Below are 20,241 nucleotides of genomic sequence, written 5' to 3'. Positions count from 1 at the left end.
TCCAAGGGAAGGGGGAGGGAACACTGACCTCAAGCCCCAGGCCGGCGTCTGCGGAGGTCCGACGGCTCGGAGCGTCGTACCAGGCCGGCAGGGCGCGGGTTCGGGGGCGCTGTGGTCAGTCCCGGCGCCTCAGCGGGCGACGGAGAAGGTGGTGATCGAGCACTCTTCCGCAGCGCAGACCGGATCGATGCGCAGGGCCTGGTTCGAGTGCCTGATGACATCCTGGGCGAACGTACTCGCGCCGCCCAGCCTCAGTTCGTGGCTGTGGTGCCGCAGGGAGCAGGTCGCAGGACCGACTCACCGGACGGACACCCCCAGTCGTCGGCGAGGCCGGGAGGAGTGAATGCGCTCATCAGCTCTCCATGGGAGGCGTGCGGCGGAGCGAGCGATCGGCGAGCCAGGCCCGTGAAGAACACCTGCCCGGCATCCACCGCCGTCCGGTATACAGCCGCCGCTCGGTGAACTGATCAGAAAAGTAGAGCTGGGATGAGGCAACGTCAATGATTTTGTCCAGACGCGTTGAGTTTTGTGTGTTTGGAGAGCCAATGCTGCCTCCAGATGTGGGCCCGCCCCCACCGCAGGCGGGCGCCGCCCGACGAACTGTCGGGCAGCACCGGCCCCGTGGTGCCACGGTGGTCGCACTCCTGCCACTTCTGGCGGTGCGGTCACACGATCTGCCACTTCTGGTTGCTGCCGCCCCAGCAGTCCCACAGCTGGGTCCTGGACGTGGTCTCCTTCACATCGAGGCAGCGGCCTGACTGGGCGCCGCGGACCGTGCCGTCGGAGTAGAAGATCCACTGCTGGTTGGCCGCGCCGTTGCAGTCGTTGATGCCGACCGTCGTGCCGTTGGCCGTGCCCGCCGCGGTGGCTTCGAGGCACTTGGTCCCGCCGTAGACGGTGATCTGTCCGCCGGCCGTGCGGGTCCACTTCTGGTTGGTGTTGCCGGTGCAGGTCCAGATTATGGTTTGGGTGCCGTTCACCTGGGAGGCGCCGGGGACGTCGAGGCAGCCCGGGACGCCGACGTTGCGCAGGGTCGTCGTGGGCGAGCCGTCACCTGTGTTCCAGGCGTACTCCAGACGGTCGACGATGGTGGTGTTGCGGACGCTCAGCGACAGGTTGGTGCCGGTGCCGTGGAGAGCGTAGAGGGAGTACCAGTCGTAGTCCGGGCGCATCGTGCGCTTGCCGCCGAGGGCCGGCCAGTAGATCGCGCCCATCCCCTTGGCCCGGACGGTGTCCGTGGCGGCGCGCAGGTAGCGGACCAAGTTGTCCGTGCTGCCCGCGTCGTTGTAGTTGCGGCCGTCGTCCATCGGCGCGCCGAACTCCCCCAGCACGGTACGGGCGCCGCAGGTGCCGATCCGGGAGTTGAACAGGGTGACCCAGTCGTCGTAGGACCGGGCGCTGAACGCGTACCCGTAAAGGTGCAGTGACAGATAGGTCCCGGCCAGGCGGCTGTCACTGCACACGGAGGTGACATCGTCGTTGAAGCCGGTGCCGCTCACGAAGATCCGCTCCTTGGGGAGGGTCGGATAGCGGGCGATCCAGGTGGCGGCGAAGTTGCGCCAGTCGGTGCTGGTGTAGCCGTGGGGCTCGTTCATCGGCTCGAAGTAGACCCGGCTGTTGGAGCCGTACTTGGCGATGACGGCGTCCCACATCGTGTAGAACGAGGCCGTGTTGACGACCTTGCCGCCGGAGGAGGCCCCGTCCTCCCAGTAGGACAGGACCACGTTGAAGCCCTTGGCCGTCGCGGCGTCGACGGCTCCGGCGTAGGCGTCGCCCCACGCCGTGCCGGGAGCGGTGTTTCTGTTCATCGGCAGCCGTACGGTGTTGGCGCCGACGGTGCTGTTGAACCCGCTGTAGAGGGCGTCCGCCTTGGCCCTGATGGTCGCGTAGGTGTCGGTCGCGCTCATCCCGTCGAGGACGAGGGGGGTGTCGGTGTAGTTGTCTCCGATACGGGCCCAGTTCACGCCCCTGAACTGGGTGGGGTCCACGGCCGCCGAGGCCGACGGCGCGGCGGACAGCAGGCTGACGGGCACGGCGACCAGGGTGGTCAGAGCGGCTGCCAGCACGCGGCGGAGCGTGCGTCCTTGTCCGGTGGGTCTGCCGGAGTGGGCACCGCGCGGGGGGCGGGAGACACGGGAATGGAACATCATTGTTCTCCTCTGGGGACGGGCGGCGGAGACCGCCGCTGTTCAGGCGGCTTGCCTGGTGCCGTACCGGAGCGGTCCGGGCCGGGGCCAAGCCGTCTGCGGCTCGGTGAACAGGGGGTGGCTGTCAGAGGTCAGTGAGGGTCAAAGGCGAGCATGGCTCGGCAGTTGCGCCAGACGACGAACAGCGCGCAGCCGGGGACCACGGCCAGCCCGAGCAGGGGCGCCTGGTTGACGATCATCAGGGTGGCGCCCAGCAGACCGAGGTTGGCCAGAGCGAACGGCCAGCGGCGCACCGAGGCGTACGAGGCCGCGAGCAGCGTGCGTCGGACGGTCGCCCGCCGGCCGTCGGGCAGGGCGGCCATCGCGGTGATGCCGGAGCTCACGGTGATCAGGACCACCACCCCGAGCAGCGGCGCCAGCGCCGCTCCCGCCGCAGTGCCACTCAGGACGACCAGGTCGGTGAGGCCGACCGCGGCCAGAGTTGCGAACGGCGACCAGGTCAGCAGCGCCGGCCGGAACAGGCGCCGATAACAGCGGAACGCCTCGGTCGCAGGCACCCGCTCCTCCTCGACGGTCAGGCGGAGGTAGGCGAAGACCGCCGCGAGGGTGGGACCGGCGCCGAACGAGAGCAGGGTGAGGAGGACCGGGTACTGCCAGGGCCGGGGCTCGGCCGACAGGGCCAGCAGCAGCGGCAGGCTGGTCACCGCTCCCACGAGGTTGACCATCAGGACCCGGTGGACATGGGACCAGATGAGGTCCCAGGAGCCCTGGCTGAGGTTGAACCGGGGACCGCGGTCGTCGACACGGGTACTCATCGCGGTGGTCACTTCATTCCGCTGGTGGCGATGCCCCGGACGAAGTGGCGCTGGCCGAGCAGGAACACCACCACGATCGGCAGCACGGACAGCACCGAGCCCGTCATGATCATCGCGTACCGGGCGTCGTACACACCCACGAACGACCGCAGGCCCAGCTGCACGGTCCACAGGTCGTTGTCCGTCAGATAGATGAACGGGCCCATGTAGTCGTTCCAGGTGAGGACGAAGGTCAGCAGCGCCAGGCCGGCCAGCGCGGGCTTGGACAGCGGCAGCATGATCCTTGCCCAGATGCCGTACTCGCTCAGTCCGTCCAGGCGGGCCGCCTCGCTCAGCTCCTCCGGGATGGACTGGTAGTACTGCCGCATCAGGAAGACACCGAAGGCCCCGAACGCCTGGAGCAGGATCAGCGACAGGTGGGTGTTCACCAGTCCCAGGCGCTGCATGATGATGTACTGCGGCACCATGTACGCCTGCCACGGCACCGCGATGGTGGCGATGTAGGCGAGGAAGAGGGCGTCCCGTCCGGGGAAGCGGACCTTGGCGAAGCCGTAGGCGGCGAAGCTTCCGGTCAGCACCTGGAGCAGGGTGATGGTGACGCTGAGGAACAGGGAGTTCCCCAGATACGTGAGCAGTGGTATCTCGGTCCAGATGTCGGCGAAGTTCTGCCAGTGGAAGGACCTCGGGATCCACTGGATCGGGACTGTGAAGACCTCCGAGTCCTGTTTCACCGAGGAGACCAGCATCCAGGCGAACGGGACGAGGATCGCGGCCGACAGCACGGCCAGGACCGCGTACAGCAGGGCCTGGCCCGCCACCCGTCCGGCCCGCGACCGGGCCCAGGGGTGCCCGGTCCGGTCCCGGGACGGGGTGGCGCCGCTCGGCGGCGGCGCGGCCGTGGTGGCCGACGCACTGTCCTTGCGCAGCACGGTGGTGCTCATCGCTCGTGCCTCCGCTGGAGTCTGAACTGGATCACGGTGATGGTCATGACGAGCAGGAACAGCACCAGGGAGATGGCCGAGGAGTAGCCGAACCTGCCCTGGGTGATGCCCTCCCGGAAGATGAGCTGCGACAGCACCAGCGTCGACCGTCCGGGGCCGCCCTCGGTCATGACCTGGACCAGGTCGAAGACCTTGAAGCTGGCGACCGTGAGCATGACCAGGACGAAGAAGGTCGTGGGCCGCAGCCCCGGCAGGGTGATGTGCCAGAACCGCTTCCACGGGCCGGCGCCGTCGACCCTCGCGGCCTCGTACAGCTCCGCCGGGATGGTCTGGAGCCCTGCCAGGTACAGGACCATGTAGTAGCCCATGTCCCGCCAGACGCTGGTGATGATCACCGCCGGCATCGACCAGTCCGTCGAGGTGGTCCAGCCCGGCGGGTTGTCGATCCCCACCGCCCGGAGCAGCTGGTTGACCGGTCCGACGTCGGGGCTGAGCAGCATGTTCCACACCACGGCCACCGCGACCAGTGACGTGATGTACGGGAAGAAGAAGGCGGTGCGGAGGAAGCCGACACCGCGCAGCTTCTGGTTGAGCAGGATGGCCAGGCCCAGGGAGGCACCCAGGGTGAGCGGTATGTGGCCGACCGCGTAGTACGTCGTGTTCGACAGGGCCGCCCAGAAGTTGTCGCTGTCGAACATCCGGCGGAAGTTGTCGAGCCCGACCCACTCCGGGGTGCTGTAGGAGTTCCATTCGGTGAACGCCAGCAGCAGGGTCGCGATCACCGGGACCAGCGTCAGGGCGGCGAAGCCGAGGAAGTTGGGAAGGATGAAGCTCCAGCCCACCAGGGTGGTGCGTCGGCGTCGCCGCCGAAGGCCCGGCGTTCCTGCGATCGGGCTCATTCGACTTCGGACTTCACGCGGGCGCCCATGTCCTTGATACCGTCGCCGATGGACTTCTCACCGGACATGACCAGCTCGTGCTCCTCGCCGAGGATCTGGTCGATGTCGGAGGACTTGTCGCTGACCGGCATCTCCAGCTTGACCGTGTCGGGGCTCATGGCCTGCTTCGACAGGGCGTCGGTGGGCATCCCGTCGACACCGAAGAGGTTGTCGACGACCGTGGCGTCGGAGTAGGCGGGATGGACTCCGATCCTGGCGATCGCGGCCGCGCCCTTGGGACCGGAGGCCCACAGCACGAACTTCTCCGCGGCCTCGGCGTTCTTCGCCTTCTTGTTCACGGCGAAGGCGGTCGGCGAGCCGAAGGTGACGGTCTTGCCGTTGTCGGTGATCTGCGGCATCGGCGCCATGCCCCAGTCGACGTCGTGCAGACCCTGGGCCTTCTCCTGCAGTAGCCGGGCGGGCCACCAGGTGCCCATGGGGACCATCGCGGCCTTGCCGGTGGTGAGCATCGAGTTGTACTCGACCTGCTGGCTCTTGGCCGTGGAGAAAGGTATCGCGGCGCCGGACTTCTGGAGGTCCAGGGCCATCTTGTACTGGTCCTTGAAGAAGGAGTAGTCACCGCCCAGCAGGTCGCCGCCGGTCTGCGCAGCGGATATCGCCTGGATCACGGAGCGCCAGGTGTGCAGGTAGGTGCCGTAGACCTTGGAGTCGCCCTTGCCCTTGGTGAGCTTCTTGGCCAGCTTGGCGTAGTCCGACCAGGTCAGGTGGGACAGGTCGGCGCCGTCGACGAGCTTCCTGTTGTAGAAGAGCACCCAGAAATCCTGCCGGTAGGGCAGGGCGAAGTAGTCGCCGTCGAGGTCGAAGGCGTCGAGACCGGAGTACTTGGCCTGGTCGAGCTTCTTGGCGTCGGAGCCGAGCGAGCGGAGCTGACCGCGGGTGGCGAACCGGGCGTAGTCGGTGACGTTCTTCATGGTCAGCACGTCGGTGGTGTCGCCGCCGGCGAGCATGGTGGTGACCTTGTCGGAGTAGTCGTCGGCGAGGATGTCGACGGGCTGGACGTCGATCTTCGGGTTCTCGGCCTCGAAGCCGTCGATCAGTGCCTTGAACTCCGGGGTGCTCTTGTAGTTCCAGAGGGCGATCTTGACGACGGTCTTGCCGTCGGCGGTCCTGGCGGGTTCGTCGCCCGCACCGCAGGCGGTGGTGAGCAGGGAGAGCGCGGCGAGGGCGGTGAGGGCTCTGAGCGGGTGGCGCATGGGAACGGCTCCTGTGGTGCGGGATGGGGCAGGGGGTGCGGGATGGGGCAGAAGCGGGGGTCTCGGGGCGGTGGAGGGGGCGCTCAGGCGTGACGGCCCAGGGCCCACTCCTGCGCGGTGATCTCGTGGCGCAGGGGGTGTCGCGCGATCCACCGGGCCAGCTCGTCCAGGGTGTGGTCGGTGAGGCGATGGATCTCCGAGCCGAGCGAACCCGCGATATGCGGAGTGATCATCACTCCGGGCAGGTTCCGCAGCGGTGACTCCGCGGGCAGCGGCTCGGGGTCGGTGACGTCGAGGATGGCGTGGAGACGGCCGCAGGCGCACTCGGCGGCCAGTGCCTCGGAGTCGATCAGGCTGCCCCTCGCCGTGTTGATCACCGTGGCGTGGTCGGGCAGCAGGGCGAGTTCCTTCGCGCCGATCATGTGTCGGGTCTCCGGCAGTTCGGGCGCGTGCAGGGAAAGTACATCGGCTCTCAGGAGCAGTTCGTCCAGCGGGACGAGGGTGGCGCCCGCCTTCCCCACCGCGACCGGGTCCGCGTAGGGGTCCGCGACCAGGCAGGTGGTCCCCTCCAGGACTCGGAGCAGTTCGACGACCTTGCGGCCGATCCGGGAGAAGCCGACGATCCCCACGGTGCGGTCGAAGTTCGACAGGTCGCCGTAGCCTGTGATCACCGGCCCCCAGCCCCGGTAGGCGCGCTGTTCGTCGGCGGCGAGGAACGGGGCCTTCTTGCCGGCGAGGATCACGGACGCCAGCGTGTACTGCGCGACGGGGACCGCGTTGGCGTCCGCCGCCGAGACCACCCGGATCCCGCGGCGATACACCTCGTCCCCCACCAGGTGGCGGACGCTGCCCGCGCAGTGCAGCACGGCCCGCAGCGCGGGGGCGGCGGCCAGCAGCTCGGGCGTCAGCATGGGCGCGCCCCAGGAGGTGATCAGGACCTCCGCCTCCCCGAGGCGGGCCCGCTGCCCCGGGTCGTCGAGGCTGTCGGTGAACATCAGCTCGTCGAGGGTGACCAGGTCGGCCAGGCGCGCGAGGCGGACGGAGTCGAAATGCGCGGCGAAGCTCTCGCTGTCCATGACGATCAGAGCGTGGGGCTTCCTCTGCATCGGACGTCGGTCCTTCCCGTGAACGGTTCACGTCGGCCAGTTGGCTTGATTGCGCCGATCGTGTGGGAACAGGGATAGTGGTCCGCAGCACATATCCACTACGCTTCGAACGCAAATGAATCAAAACGCACACACTCGAACAGATCATTTGGCGTGAGCTGTCCGACGACGGGGGCTGTCGATGACCGAGAACCGGCCGTTCGCCCTTCAGCGCAGGGAGCGACTCATGGACGAGTTGCGTCTGCACGGCGCCGTACGGGTCCGTGACCTGGCACTCCTCCTGGAGGTCAGCGAGCTGACCGTACGCCGCGACATCGCCGCCCTCGCCGCGCGCGGCCTGCTGACGAAGGTGCACGGGGGTGCCGCCCTGCCGACCGAACTCGACTCGGCCCAGACCCAGGCCCGCCGCACCCGCCCGGCGGCGACCGCCTTCTCCGTCGGGATGGTCGTGCCGTCGTTGGACTACTACTGGCCGCAGGTCGTCAGCGGTGCCCGCGCGGCCGCGGCCGCCCTCGGTGTCCAGCTCCAGTTGCGCGGCTCCAGTTACGACCAGGCCGAGGACCGCCGGCAGATCAGTCGGCTGGTCGAGGCCAAGCAGGTGCAGGGCCTGCTCCTGGCCCCCAACCTCGACGGCGACGGCGCCGGCGAGATGATCGACTGGATCGGCAACCTGCCGGTGCCGACCATCCTGGTGGAGCGGCAGATCTCCTCCTGGACGCCGACCCTGCGCCAGCTGGAATGGGTACGCAGCGACCACGCACTCGGTCTGGAGATGGCCGTGCGCCACCTCCACGAGCACGGACACCGCCGGATCGGGCTGGTGCTGTCCAAGGGCAGTCCGACCTCGGTCCACCTCGCCCACGGCTGGCACAAGGCCTGCGCGGAACTCGGCCTTCCCGACGACTTCGTGGTCCGTGCGGGGGTGGCCCTCTACGAGCCGGGCCACCGGCAGGCCATCGAGGAGATCCTGGAGCGGTGCCGCAGGTACGGGACCACCGCGCTGATCGCGCACAGCGACCCCGACGCCATCTCCATCGCCCAGTACCTCTCCGAGCAGGGCATCGCCATCCCGGACGACATCGCCCTGGTCGGCTACGACGACGAGGTCGCCCATCTCGCCGAGCCCGCGATCACGGCCGTCCGCCCGCCCAAGGCCCGCGTCGGCCGGACGGCGGTCGAGATGATGGTCTCCCGCCTCAAGGAGGGCAAACGCCGTCCGCCGCAGCGCGTGCTCATCCTGCCGGAACTCATCCTGCGCGACTCCTCGGTCAGGAGGACGACGATCTGACCCGGTGGCGGGCAGAACGCGGACGTCACCGTGACCCGGTGGCCGGCACTTCGACGCACAGGGTGTGACCGTCCGGCCAGGTGAGTACGGCTTGGTGACCGCCGTCGGGAGTGGGGTGCACGGCAAGGGCGGGGGCGGGTACGTCCGCTCCGCCCCGGTCGAGGAGCACGATCGCGGCGAGCACCTCGCCGTACGGCACGCCGTCCGTGGCCAGCCAAGGCGTCGCGCTGCGGCTGCCGAGCGGGCTGTCGTCCTTCGCGATGGCGACTCCGCCGTGGTGCAGCCCACGAAGGCCGCAGAGCCGCGACCGCAGGGACGCGGTGCGTGCCTCGGCGTACGGGCCTTGCCAGCCGTGGGCGCCCGACCGGGTACGGGGCTGGAGGTCGGCGGCCAGCGGCCAGCCGCCGAGGCGGACCGAGCACCAGGTGGGGTCCGGTCCCGTTTGCGGCGGGTCGACCCTGATCAGCCGGATCTCCGTCCCTGCCCGCAGCACCGAGACGACGGTGATCACCGGACCGGGCCTCGTCGGACCGTTTCGGCCGGAGCCGTGGTCAGGTGAGTCGTCGGCGCCGCTGTCGACCCAGCGCACCGGTCCCCGTGAGGCGGCGGTGAGCACCCCGCCCGCGAGCTCACGGGCGAACAGGGTCGTGAACCCGCTTCGATGGCCGGCCCGGCCGGCGTCGTCGAGCACCACGACCGCGTTGTCCACGGGGTCCGTCACGGCCGCGCCGATCAGGGGCGGAACGGTGGCCGTGGAGTAGCCCAGCCGCGCGTACAGCGGTGAGTCCGCGCGCAGGTCGCCGGGGCCCGCGTGATCGGTACCGTGGTTGAGCACCACCGCGATGCCGTCGCGGCGCCGGGCACCGAGCAGCCAGCCGGGGGCCTCGATCACTCGGGCCACGTCCCCGGCCTCCACCGGCAGCGGCTTCTCCGGGGCCGTCCACACCGGATGCTCCGCGGGCAGCATCAGCCCGAGCATGCCCTTGGTCGCCCAGTACGGCGAGCCGGGCCCGGAATACGCCTGCCGCATCGCGGGCCAATCGGCGTGCCAGCCCAGGCCGAGGAGTCCGTCCCGGTCGGGGGCCCCGTGGTCGGTGAAGTACCGGACCATGCCGCTGGTCACCCGGCGCACCAGGCCGGGCGGTTGCCCGCCGGTGCCGGTCACCGCGCCGACCCAGAAGGGCGCCGCGGCGGCGAAACGGTAGATCAGACTGCGGCCCTGCAACAGCGGGGAGCCGTCGGCGCCGACCATGCGTACCGCGTCGTCGAGATAGCGGGCGAGGTCGTCGGCCCAGGTCTGGCGCAGGGACGGCGGGCACAGGGTGCCGGTGACGTCGAACAGGTGGGTCCACAGCAGCGGGTAGAGGTGCAGCGCCCAGCCGGCGTAGTGGTCGTAGGCCCGTTCTTGTCCGTCGCTGAGCCAGCCGCCGGGGCGGCGCAGTGAGGCGTGGACGGCCAGGTCCTCCTCGATGTCGTCAGCCGACCACGGTCCGCCGACCTCGCGCAGGAACGACTCCACGACGATCCGGAACCAGACCCAGTTGATGGGCGGGTAAGGCTGGTTGACGACGGTCCCCAGCCATCCGACGATCCGTTCCCGCACCCCGTCGTCCAGCCGGTCCCACAGCCAGGGCCTGGTCAGTTGCAGCACCAGCGCGACGGAGGCGGCCTCGACCTTGGCCTGGTCGAGTTCGTCCGGGCGGGGCCAGGCCTCCGGTGAGTGGGGGTCGGTGCCCGCCGCAAGGCCCTCCGCATACCGTTCCAGCAGGCCTGCGGGGTCGGCGCCTTTCTCCCCGGTGACGCGGAAACCGGCGAGCAGGAAGGTACGGGCGAAGCCCTCCAGGCCGTCGGAGACCAGGCCGTGGCGGCTCGCCGGACCAGGCAGTCCGATCCGGGCCCCGCGCGCAGAGCGATACGGATCAACCGCCGCGAGCATCCGGTCGGCGAGATCGGTCCAGTGGTGTCTGGTCCATCCCGTGTACGGGGACAGATCCCGATCCTCGCTGGGCGTCATCGATTCCTCCGTGAGGTGGTGGGAAGGCCACCCCATCCGCGATCCGGCTGACAGTCAACGATTCGGAACATGCTCGAAGGCAATCGACCGTACCCGATCGCATCCGAACAGATGAGGGTCTGCTCGGCCCGGATGGTCCTGCATCGGGCTCAGTGGCGGGAGAAACCCGACCGGGGCCATGGCCGAGGTGCCGCAGGCGCCCGCAGCGCCGCCCGCCCACCCGAGCGTCGAGGTGCCGGTGCCCGCACCGTGTCCACCGACCGCACTGCTGCACCTGGCCGGGACCCCCTGCGCGTCCTGGACGCCGCCCGCAACCGCGAGACGCTCGTCCCGGTCGCCGTGCCGGCCGGCGGGGCTGTCGCCACGGGGCTGATGTGCGCGGGATCGATGACGGCGGCCGACGGCGGCTCGTCGCTCGACGCACACGGCGCGACCGTTCTCGCGGCGTGCTTCGCCGTCGGCGTCGGCGGGATCCTGGCGGCCGGCGCGCTGAGCCGCCCTCTCCTGCGCGCGGTCACCCGGCAGGCGGGGGCGCGGGGAGAGTGAGCACTTCGGAGGGGCACGACGGCCGTTCAGCCCCCGCGTCGGGACTGCGGCGTCGACGATGCGGCGACGGGAGCCGTCGGTCGAATCTTCGCAGTTGGCAGGACCGGACGAAGTCGACGTGGGCCGGGTCCCAGCAGGCGGGCGGTCACCAGCCGTGCGACGCCTTCTCGCGGTGCCGGGCGAGGAAGCGCGCCGACCCGCCCGCCACACCATGCGCTTGCTCCGGCAAACGGTTACCGGAACGTAACCATGCAGGCGTTACCAGCGGTAACTACCGCTGCTAGTTTTTCGCGCAATCACGCAACGCAGCACCACGAGGAGTGAGCTGTGAGCCATAACCGAAGCCGTCCCCGTTCCACCTCCAACCGTCTGGCCGCCGCCTCGCTCGCCATTGCGGCCTGCGTCTGCGTCGGCGCGCCCACAGCCGACGCCACCGCAACCGACACCGAACCCGTCGTGTCCCGGGGCGTCAGCATCCCGGCCTTCTACACCCCGCCCACCCAACTTCCCTCCGCCAACGGCGCCTTGGTCCGGCATGAGCCACTCTCCCTGGGGCTCTCGCTGCCCGGCCTCGACGGCCGCCCCCTGCCGGGCACCGCAACCCGGCTGATGTACAAGTCCACCGGCTCCGACGGCCGGGCCGTCGCGGTGACCGGCGCCTACATCGAGCCGTCGGCGAAGTGGGACGGCGACGGGCCCCGCCCGCTGGTGGCGGTGGCCTCGGGGACCATGGGCCAGGGCGATCAGTGTGCGCCCTCGTTCGCCCTGCAGCACCCGCTCACCATCAGCGGACAGACCCTCTCCCTCGCCTACGACAACCTCGCGATCTACCGTCTCCTCGCCACCGGAGCGGCCGTCGTCGTCACCGACTACGTCGGCCTGGGCGCCACCGACCGTCTGCACACCTACGTCAACCGCCTGGACGAGGGGCACGCGCTGCTGGACGCCGTCCGTGCGGCGCGCGCTCTCCCGGGCACGTCCCTCACCTCCGGCTCCCGCATCGGCCTGTACGGGTACAGCGAGGGCGGCGGAGCCACCGCGTCGGCGGCCGAACTCCAGCCCGTCTACGCGCCCGACGTCCCCCTGGCAGGCACCTACGCCGGCGCGCCGCCCGCCGACCTGACCGCCGTCATGAAGGGCATCGACGGCAGCGTTCTGGCCGCCGCACTGAGCTGGGCGATCAACGGCTTCGACCAGGCCTACCCCGACATGCGGGACGTCACCGAGGCCAACATCAACGACGCCGGGCGCAAGGCCCTCGCCGACACCTCCACCATGTGCATCGGCGAGGCACTCACCCGCTACGGCTTCGCCCGCAGCAGCGACTGGACGACCAGCGGCAAGTCCGTCGCCGACATCATCGCAGCCGAACCACGCGCCCAGGCCGTCCTCGACAAGCAGCGCATCGGATCCCTCAAGCCGGCCGGTCCCGTCCGGGTGGCCACCGGCGTCCAGGACGACATCGTTCCGCACGCCTAGGCCCGCCAACTGGCCGTGGACTGGTGCCGCAAGAGCGCCAACGTCACCTACACGGCCGTCGACCTGCCCAACCTCGGCGACAAGCTCCTCACCAACCACCTCGCCCCCCTCATCACCGACCAGGGAACGGCCATCTCCTGGCTCACCGACCGCCTGAAGGGCAAACCGACCACCTCCAACTGCTGGACCATGCCCTTCCAGCGCTGACCGGGCCATCCGGCGGCCCGACCATCCCGCGGGCCGCCGGTACGGCCCTTTCGACCGAGACGATCGCCCGGTCCGGGGGCCGAGCCCGGCCGTTCAGCCGATACGGGTGAGGGCCCGGCGAGGAAAACGGACAGACCGTAGGTGTGATCCAGGTCGTCCCGGCCACCTCCCCGCAGTCGGAGGCCGCATCCGACCTCATATTTCACCTGCGGGACGACGTGATCTCCGAGGCTGAACAGGGGGCGTCGGCAGTCGGCGCACCGCGTGGGTCGTCGGCTCCGTCTCGGCCGTGGCGCGCGCGGGGGAACGGCGCGGCCGAGGCCCGCCCGCCGTGGCCGGCGGCTCGCGTCCGCCGGTCAGCCTCCCTTCTGCTGCGCGGCGGCGAGCGCGGCCTCGGCCTTCCTGCGGTAGACGGCCAGCTTCTCGGCGGGGGCGATGATCTGGCGGCTGCGGGACCTGACGGACACGTCGTGGTCCCCCGCGGCCCTGCGCAGCGCGCCCACGGTGGCCTGTTCGCGGGGGACGTGGGCGAACGGGTCGAAGGAGTACCAGCGCATCGCGTTCTCGTGCGTCATCTTGTTGATGTCGGTGTCCGGCACGGAGTTCGCGGTCAGCACCTCGTGGAGTTCCTCGGGGGCGTTGGGCCACATCGAGTCGCTGTGCGGGTAGTCGGCCTCCCAGCAGATGTTGTCGATGCCGATGTCGTGACGGAGCTTCACCCCGATCGGGTCGCTGATGAAGCAGGTCAGGAAGTGCTCGCGGAAGATCTCCGAGGGCTGCTTGCCGCCGAAGTCCTGGAGCGTCCAGGTGGCGTGCATCTCGTAGGTGCGGTCGAGGCGGTCCAGGAAGTACGGGATCCAGCCGGTGCCGCCCTCCGACAGGGCGATCCTGATGGCCGGGTACTCCTTGAGGACGCGGGACCACATCAGGTCGGCGGCCGCCTGCACGAGGTTGATGGGCTGGAGGGTCATCATCACGTCCGGCGGGGCGTCGGGCGCGGTGATGGCGAGGCGGCCGGAGGACCCGATGTGCAGATTCATGACCGTGCCGCAGTCGGTCAGTGCCCGCCATACCGGATCCCAGTACTCGGAGTGGAAGCTGGGGTAGCCGAGCGGGACCGGGTTCTCCGGGAAGGTGAGGGCGTGACAGCCCTTCTCGGCGACCCGGCGTATCTCCTGGGCGCACAGTTCGGCGTCCCAGATGGCGGGGAGGGCCATGGGGATGAAGCGGCCGGGATGGGCGGCGCACCACTCGTCGATGTGCCAGTCGTTGTAGGCGCGCACCAGGGCGAGCGAGAAGTCGGAGTCCTCGGTGGCGAACAGGCGGGCGGAGAAGCCGGGGAAGGAGGGGAAGTTCAGCTGGGCGAGGACGCCGCCGGCGTTCATGTCGGCCACCCGCTCGTCGACGTCGTAGCAGCCGGGCCTGATCTCCTCCAGGCCCTGCGGCTCCATGCCGTACTCCTCCTTGGGCCGGCCCGCGACCGCGTTGAGCGCGGCATTGCCTATCCGGGCGTCCCGGAACTGCCAGACGTCACTGCCGTCCTCGCTGTGGACCAGACGCGGAGCGTCCTTCTTGTAGCGGGCGGGCAGGTGGTTGGCGAACAGGTCCGGCGGTTCGATGATGTGGTCGTCGACGCTGATGAGGATCATGTCGTCGCGGTCCATGGGACTCCTTGTGGCTGAGGGGCGTCAGTCCGAGGCGGGCAGGGCCTTGGGCGGTTTGACCGCGAGGGGCTCTCCTCCGTACGTGAGGTGGCCGGCGCCGGAGGCGGTGCAGAGGAGTTCGAGCGTGTCGGCCGCATCGACGTAGCGCTTGCCGATGAGGGTGTCCGGTGCCTGCCCGGGCGGCTGCGGGGCGGGGGCTTCCCGGGCCGGCAGCATCGGGCTGCCGCCGCATTCGACCGGGCCCGCCACCTGCTGCGGGGCCCGGATCACGATGACGCGGGTGGTTCCGGTGACCGAGGCCAGTTGGTCACCGGGGCGCAGGCCCGGGGTGAGGGGTGAGGCCATGGCGCGGTTCTCCTTGGTGTGCGGTGCGGCTGCGGATGCTGGTGCGGGCCGGGCGAGCCTCTCCCCGAGCAGGTCCAGGTCGTGGGACTGGCGGGCGAGCCAGAAGCGCAGGAATCCGGTGAGCGAGTAGCGCAGGAACAGGGCCCCGCCCACCACGGTGGCGGCGATACCGCCGAGGCCGACGGCGAGCGCGTCGCCCTGGGCGAGGGAGTTGTCCGTGGCGTGGGCGAGCGGGAAGGCGAGCGTGCCCAGCACGAGCCCGGCGGCCATGAGCCCTGTGCCCAGGCGCAGCCAGAGGGTGGCGCGGGCAGCGGCGGGGTCGGGGATCTTGAGTTCGGCGAGTTCGCGGATGAACCGTTCTGCACGCGCGTCGGGAGGGGTGGTCATGTCGGGCTCCCCAGGTAGTAGGAGGAGAGTTCGGCGTGCAGGGAGCCGTCGGGGTGCCCCTGCCACTGGATGCGGCCGCGGACGACGACGGCGGCGTGGTCGGCGATCTTCAGCACGGCCGTGGCGAACTGCTCGACGACGAGCAGCGCGACGCCCTGCCGGGCGATCTCGGCGACGAGTTCGTAAAGCTCGGCGACGACCACCGGCGCGAGTCCCATGGAGAGCTCGTCCAGGAGGAGGACGGCCGGGTCGGTGGCGAGGCCGCGGGCCAGGGCGAGCATCTGCTGTTCGCCGCCGGAGAGCGTGCCCGCGGGCTGGGTGCGCCGGGTCGCGAGGACGGGGAAGCGGGCGTAGGCGTTCTCCTCGATCTCCTGCTGGGCGCGGCCCGTGAAGGTCATCATCCGGAGGTTGTCGCGCACGGAGAGGTTGGGGAAGACGCCGCGGCCCTGGGGCACCAGGCACACGCCGGCGCGGGCGAGGTCGCGGGCGTGGATTCCCGTGGCGCTCCGGCCGCCGAGCAGCAGTCGGCCGGAGCTGGGTCGATGTACTCCGGCGGCGACCGACAGGAGGGTGGTCTTGCCGGCTCCGTTGGGGCCGAGGAGGGCCACCACCCGGCCCGCCTCGACGGCCAGGTCGACGGCGTGCAGGACGGTGATGGCACCGTGGGCGGCGTGGATGTCCTCCAGCTCCAGCAGGGGTCCGCTCATGGCCGTGCCTCCCCCAGATAGGCGGCGATGACCCTCGGGTCGTGCCGGACGCGGGCGGGCGGGCCGCCGGCGACGACGGTGCCCAGGTCGAGGACGTACACGTCGTCGCAGACGGTCATGACCAGGCTCATGTCGTGCTCGACGAGCAGGACGGCCGTGCCCTCGTCGGCGAGCGAGCGCAGCAACTGGCCGAACCGGGCCGTCTCGTCGGCGTCCTGTCCGGCTGCGGGTTCGTCGAGGAGCAGGACGCGTGGGCGCAGGACGAGGGCGCGGCCGACCTCGACGAGGCGGGCCAGGCCGGTGGGGAGCGTGTCCGCGAGGTCGCCCGCCACGGCGGTCAGGCCGAGCCTCTCCAGTACCGTGTCGGCCGTTCGGGCCGCGTGGCGGCGCCCGGGACCGAGTTCGGCGGCGACCAGGAGGTTGTCGCGCACGGAGAGTCGGCCGAAGAGCTCCAGGTGCTGGAAGGTGCGGGACATTCCGCGCCGGGCGCGGCGGGCGGGGCCCTCGCGGGTGATGTCGCGGTCGCCGAGACGGATACGGCCGGTGCGGGGTCGGCGCAGCCCGCACACCACGTCGAACAGGGTGGACTTTCCGGCGCCGTTGGGGCCGATGAGGCCGGTGACCCGGCCCGCCTCGGCGCTCAGGGACACGCCGTCGAGAGCGCGGCGGCCCCCGAAGGAGACGGTGACCCCCTCAGCTCGCAGCAGTGGTGGCACGGTTCAGCACCTCCCCGTCGTCGGGCCGCCAGGGGCGGCGCAGGCCCCACCACTCGGGCGGGATGTCGGTGGGCGGCTGCCGTCGGGCGGTCGCGCGGGAGCGCAGCAGCAGGGCGGTGACCACGCCGACCGTGAGAAGCAGCCGGCCGTTCGCCACGTCGAGGACGGCAAGCAGCCAGCACCCGCCGAGGACGGCGAGCAGCGCGGACAGCAGGGGCCGGTTCCGGCCCAGCGGCCGCCATTGCGCGCGCAGCCGGGCCAGTACGCCGCTGGGGCTCTGGGCGAGACCCATGCCGGCGAGGGCGACGAGCAGGGACGTCACGTCGTGGGCCCATGGGCCGGCCCCGTGCAGCAGCTGCGCCGGGGCGACGAAGGCGATGCCGGTGAACAGTCCCGTGCCGACGGCGCCGAGACCGCCGATGACGGCGATCAGGAAGAGGGGCAGTCCGGCGACGAGGTTGAACTGCTCGGCGGTGACGGTCTGGAGCTGCATGCCGTACAGGGCGCCGCCCAGCCCCGCGATGCCGGCGGACAGGGCGAAGACGGCGGTCTTGGTGGCGAGGAGCCGTCCGCCGAGGGTGGCGTAGGCGGCCTCGCTGTCGCGCAGTGCGATCAGCCGGCGGCCGAAGCGGCCGCGGCGCAGCGCGGCCACACCGAGCGAGGCGAGGGCGAGGCAGGCGGCGGAGAGCACCAGCAGCTGGGCCGGGGACGTGAGGTGCAGGCCGAACAGGTCGGGGCCGGTGACCGCGACCGAGCCCTGGTCGAAAAGGGCGATGCGCACGCCCAGTACCTCGAAGGCGGGCAGGGTGAAGATCCAGCGGTCGAGGACGACGGCGAAGGCCGCGGTGCCGAGGGCCAGGTAGATACCGGACAGGCGCAGCGCGGGCAGCGCGATCAGCGCGCCGACGGCCGCGGCGACCAGGACGGCTACGGGCAGTGCCCACAGCTCGCCGTGGGCACCGAGGTGTCCCCAGACCACGGCTCCGATGCCGGCGATGGACAGCTGGCACAGGGAGATCTGTCCGGTGTGTCCCGCGAGCGGCACGAAGGACAGGGCGATGACGCCGAGCGGGAAGAGTGTGCCGTAGGAGATGACGGCGTCCTCCGCCAGGACCGTCACCAGCACCAGGGCGAACAGCAGGACGGCGCCCGCCAGGAGGAGGCTGCCGCGTGTCGTGGGGTGGGGGACGGGAACCGGGGTGCGGCCCCGGCCGCGCAGCCGACGGTGGGGGAAGGCGAGCAGGGCCAGGAACAGCAGCAGGGCGGGGGCGGCCAGGCGCAGGCCCGGCAGGTAGTCGTTCTGCGGCAGGTATCCGGCGAGGTAGGCCTCCAGCAGGCCCACGACGAGCGCCCCGAGGAAGGTGAGCGGGAGGCTGCGCAGGCGGCCGAACACGGCGGCGGTGTACGCGCTGACGATGAGCAGGGAGAGCTGCTGGGCGTCGAGTGCGACGGCGGGGGCGATGAGGATGCCGCCGACGGCGGCGAGTTGGATGCCGAGCACCCAGGCGAGGCGGGTGGCGCGCAGTGGGTCCGCGCCGGTGAGGCCCGCGAGCGCCCGGTCGTCGACGCAGGCGCGCATCTCCGTGCCGGCGCAGGTGCGGTGCAGCAGGAACCACAGGGCTCCGGCGATCGCGAGGGCGACCGCCATGGTGATGGCCTGGTGCCAGGTGACCGCGGCCGGGCCGATGCGGAGGGCGGGCCGGTCGGCGAGGAACGGCGTGAGCGGGCGCGCGGTGTTGGGGTCCCACACCCAGCGGGCGAGCGCGATGCACCCGGTGAGCAAGGCGACGGTCATCACCAGGCGTTCGGCCTCGCCGAGGGCCTGCACCGGCCGCATCAGCACGCGTTCGACGAACAGCCCGAAGGCCGGAGCCAGGACGAGCAGGACGAAGGCGAGGGCGAGGGGGACCGGCCAGCCCCAGCCGACCGCCAGTTGCCAGTAGGCGAAGGCGGACAGCATCCCGGCCGCGCCATGGGCGAAGTTGAACACACCTGTGGTGGCGTGGGTGACCACCAGACCGGTGCCGATCACGGCGTAGACGGCGGCGGTGCTCAGGCCCACGACCGTGAAGGCCAGGAACTGATCCATGGCTTGGAAATTAGCTTCTCTCTATTGGAGAAGCAACCATCCGGCGTGATACTCCTTGAGTGAGAATGACATTCTCGCGTAGTCCGAAGAAGGTGCGCAGCGTTTCGCAGACGAGAGGACGGGGCCCTTGAGCGACACCGACGACCTGGTGGAGATCGAACAGCTCCTCGCCCGTTACGCGGTGGCGATGACCCGCGGGGAAGTCCACCGGGTGCTCGCCGTGTTCACCCCGGACGGCACCTACAGCGCTTTCGGGGACACCTACCCGCTCGACGCGTTCCCGGCGCTCGTCTCCGCCGCCCCGAAAGGGCTGTTCCTCGTGGGCACGCCGGTGATCGAGCTGGACGGCGACACGGCCGTCGGCACCCAGCCGCTGTGCTTCGTCGAGCACTCCGCGCACGAGATGCGCATCGGCTACTACGACGACACCTACGTCCGCACGCCGAAGGGCTGGCGGCTGCGCACCCGGGCCATGACCTTCATCCGCCGCAGTGGCGCCCACGACTCGGGCCGCCCGCACGCCTTCGAGCACACCCGCCGATGAGGACCGGGGACTTCCGGCGGACGGTGGGCACCTGGCTGGACGGTCACGACCTGTCCCCCGGCCCGGACCACGGTCTGGACGCCCAGGTCGCCCAACTGGCCCGCGTCCGGCGGGAGCTGTGGGCGGCGGGCTGGATGCGACACGGCTGGCCGGGCTCGGTCGGCGGGCTCGGCGGTCCGAGCGTGCTGCGTGCGGTACTGGGCGAAGAGGTCGCCTCGCGGGATCCGACGGAGCCCGGCCTGTGGTCGATGGTCGAGGTACTGGTCCCCACGCTGATCGACTACGCGCCGCCCGCGCTCGCCGCCGCCATGGTGCCCCGGCTCCTCAGCGGACAGGAGCAGTGGTGTCAGGGCTTCTCCGAGCCGGGCTCGGGCAGCGACCTGGCCTCCCTGTCGACCAGGGCGGTGCCGGACGACGACGGCTGGATGGTGACGGGGCAGAAGGTCTGGACGAGCCTTGCCCAGTACGCGGCCCGCTGCGTCCTGCTGGCCCGGACGGGAGGGCCCGGACACGGGGGGATCAGCGCCTTCTTCGTCGACATGGACTCCCCCGGCGTCACCGTACGGCCGCTGCGCACCATGCACGGCGTGGACGAGTTCGCCGAGGTGTTCTTCGACGGCGTACGGGTCCCCGCCGACCGTCTGCTGGGCTCCCCCGGTGACGGCTGGCGCCTGGCGATGGACCTGCTTCCGCACGAACGGTCCACCTGCTTCTGGCACCGCGTCGCCCATCTCTACAGCCGGCTCGACCGCCTCCTGGCCGACGACTGCGAACCGGACGCCGACGCGCTGGGTGCGGTGTGGCTGGACCTGCACGGAGTGCGCTGCCGCTCTGCGGCGACCCAGCGGGCCCTGGCCGACGGCGGACCGTTCGGCCCGGAGACCTCCGTGGACAAGATCCTGCTCGCCGGCGCCGAGCAGCGGCTCTTCGACACCGCGCGGGACCTCCTGCCCGGGGCCGTGGAGCTGGCGCCGGACGGGGCATGGCGCACCGAGTACCTGTACTCACGGGCCGCGACGATCTACGGAGGCACCGCCGAGATCCAGCGCAACATCGTCGCCCGCCGGCTGCTGGACCTCGGGAAGGAGTGAGAC

The 20,241-nt window shown here is 70.8% G+C and carries 16 protein-coding genes and 1 pseudogene; 5 read left to right on the top strand and 12 right to left on the bottom strand.

All coding sequences use genetic code 11. The annotated features are described in order from the left end of the window. Positions 1 to 665: 665 nt before the first annotated feature. The 6 genes from C6376_RS34330 to C6376_RS34305 form a co-directional block, all read right to left on the bottom strand. Positions 666 to 2,066 (bottom strand): ricin-type beta-trefoil lectin domain protein, encoded by a 1,401-nt coding sequence (locus C6376_RS34330; RefSeq protein WP_254076181.1) that lies wholly within the window; start codon positions 2,064 to 2,066, stop codon positions 666 to 668. Between the two features lie 212 nt (positions 2,067 to 2,278). Then, positions 2,279 to 2,962 carry a DUF624 domain-containing protein gene (locus C6376_RS34325; protein WP_159083344.1) on the bottom strand — a complete coding sequence of 228 codons (684 nt, stop codon included), beginning with the start codon at positions 2,960 to 2,962 and terminating at the stop codon, positions 2,279 to 2,281. A gap of 8 nt (positions 2,963 to 2,970) precedes the next feature. After that, positions 2,971 to 3,903, bottom strand: coding sequence for a carbohydrate ABC transporter permease (locus C6376_RS34320; RefSeq protein ID WP_107446963.1), 933 nt, complete (start codon positions 3,901 to 3,903; stop codon positions 2,971 to 2,973). Continuing rightward, positions 3,900 to 4,802, bottom strand: a complete 903-nt coding sequence (locus C6376_RS34315) for a carbohydrate ABC transporter permease (RefSeq protein ID WP_107446962.1) — start codon at positions 4,800 to 4,802, stop codon at positions 3,900 to 3,902. Before C6376_RS34315 ends, C6376_RS34320 begins: the two co-directional genes overlap by 4 nt. After that, positions 4,799 to 6,055 carry an ABC transporter substrate-binding protein gene (locus tag C6376_RS34310; protein WP_107446961.1) on the bottom strand — a complete coding sequence of 419 codons (1,257 nt, stop codon included), beginning with the start codon at positions 6,053 to 6,055 and terminating at the stop codon, positions 4,799 to 4,801. The genes C6376_RS34315 and C6376_RS34310 overlap by 4 nt, the downstream gene beginning before the upstream one ends. Before the next feature lie 83 nt (positions 6,056 to 6,138). Beyond that, positions 6,139 to 7,161, bottom strand: coding sequence for a hydroxyacid dehydrogenase (locus tag C6376_RS34305; protein WP_107446960.1), 1,023 nt, complete (start codon positions 7,159 to 7,161; stop codon positions 6,139 to 6,141). A gap of 181 nt (positions 7,162 to 7,342) precedes the next feature. Between C6376_RS34305 and C6376_RS34300 the strand changes: the two genes are divergently transcribed. Then, positions 7,343 to 8,449 (top strand): substrate-binding domain-containing protein, encoded by a 1,107-nt coding sequence (locus tag C6376_RS34300; protein WP_107446959.1) that lies wholly within the window; start codon positions 7,343 to 7,345, stop codon positions 8,447 to 8,449. A 25-nt stretch (positions 8,450 to 8,474) separates the two neighbouring features. Here C6376_RS34300 and C6376_RS34295 read toward each other — a convergent pair whose 3' ends face one another. After that, complete coding sequence (locus tag C6376_RS34295) at positions 8,475 to 10,463, bottom strand: DUF2264 domain-containing protein (RefSeq protein ID WP_107446958.1); 1,989 nt, start codon at positions 10,461 to 10,463, stop codon at positions 8,475 to 8,477. A 249-nt stretch (positions 10,464 to 10,712) separates the two neighbouring features. On the opposite strand from C6376_RS34295, the gene C6376_RS34290 reads away from it, so the two are divergent. Both C6376_RS34290 and C6376_RS34285 read left to right on the top strand, forming a co-directional pair. Next, positions 10,713 to 11,009, top strand: a complete 297-nt coding sequence (locus C6376_RS34290) for a hypothetical protein (RefSeq protein WP_107446957.1) — start codon at positions 10,713 to 10,715, stop codon at positions 11,007 to 11,009. Positions 11,010 to 11,399: 390 nt separating this feature from the next. Beyond that, positions 11,400 to 12,695, top strand: a pseudogene (locus C6376_RS34285) (lipase family protein). A 356-nt stretch (positions 12,696 to 13,051) separates the two neighbouring features. On the opposite strand, the gene C6376_RS34280 reads toward C6376_RS34285, so the two are convergent. From C6376_RS34280 to C6376_RS34255, 5 genes are read right to left on the bottom strand one after another with little or no spacing between them, the layout of a single operon-like run. Then, positions 13,052 to 14,359 (bottom strand): amidohydrolase family protein, encoded by a 1,308-nt coding sequence (locus tag C6376_RS34280; protein WP_107446956.1) that lies wholly within the window; start codon positions 14,357 to 14,359, stop codon positions 13,052 to 13,054. Between the two features lie 24 nt (positions 14,360 to 14,383). Then, positions 14,384 to 15,091, bottom strand: coding sequence for a hypothetical protein (locus C6376_RS45785; protein ID WP_254076180.1), 708 nt, complete (start codon positions 15,089 to 15,091; stop codon positions 14,384 to 14,386). Beyond that, positions 15,088 to 15,798, bottom strand: a complete 711-nt coding sequence (locus C6376_RS34265) for an ABC transporter ATP-binding protein (protein ID WP_107446955.1) — start codon at positions 15,796 to 15,798, stop codon at positions 15,088 to 15,090. The genes C6376_RS45785 and C6376_RS34265 overlap by 4 nt, the downstream gene beginning before the upstream one ends. Further along, a complete protein-coding gene (locus C6376_RS34260) occupies positions 15,795 to 16,514 on the bottom strand; it encodes an ABC transporter ATP-binding protein (RefSeq protein ID WP_107446954.1) in 720 nt (239 codons plus the stop codon). Before C6376_RS34260 ends, C6376_RS34265 begins: the two co-directional genes overlap by 4 nt. Beyond that, the gene (locus C6376_RS34255) at positions 16,492 to 18,603 is read right to left on the bottom strand and encodes an ABC transporter permease (protein WP_107446953.1); all 2,112 of its coding nucleotides are present in this window, start codon (positions 18,601 to 18,603) and stop codon (positions 16,492 to 16,494) included. The genes C6376_RS34260 and C6376_RS34255 overlap by 23 nt, the downstream gene beginning before the upstream one ends. Before the next feature lie 127 nt (positions 18,604 to 18,730). On the opposite strand from C6376_RS34255, the gene C6376_RS34250 reads away from it, so the two are divergent. Together C6376_RS34250 and C6376_RS34245 are read left to right on the top strand one after the other, a co-directional pair. Further along, complete coding sequence (locus C6376_RS34250; RefSeq protein WP_107446952.1) at positions 18,731 to 19,147, top strand: nuclear transport factor 2 family protein; 417 nt, start codon at positions 18,731 to 18,733, stop codon at positions 19,145 to 19,147. Beyond that, entirely contained in the window at positions 19,144 to 20,238 is a 1,095-nt protein-coding gene (locus C6376_RS34245) for an acyl-CoA dehydrogenase family protein (RefSeq protein WP_107446951.1), read from the top strand. The genes C6376_RS34250 and C6376_RS34245 overlap by 4 nt, the downstream gene beginning before the upstream one ends. Positions 20,239 to 20,241: the final 3 nt, after the last annotated feature.

Source organism: Streptomyces sp. P3 (assembly GCF_003032475.1).
Taxonomy (GTDB): domain Bacteria; phylum Actinomycetota; class Actinomycetes; order Streptomycetales; family Streptomycetaceae; genus Streptomyces.
This window is presented reverse-complemented; position numbering and strand designations above follow the sequence as displayed.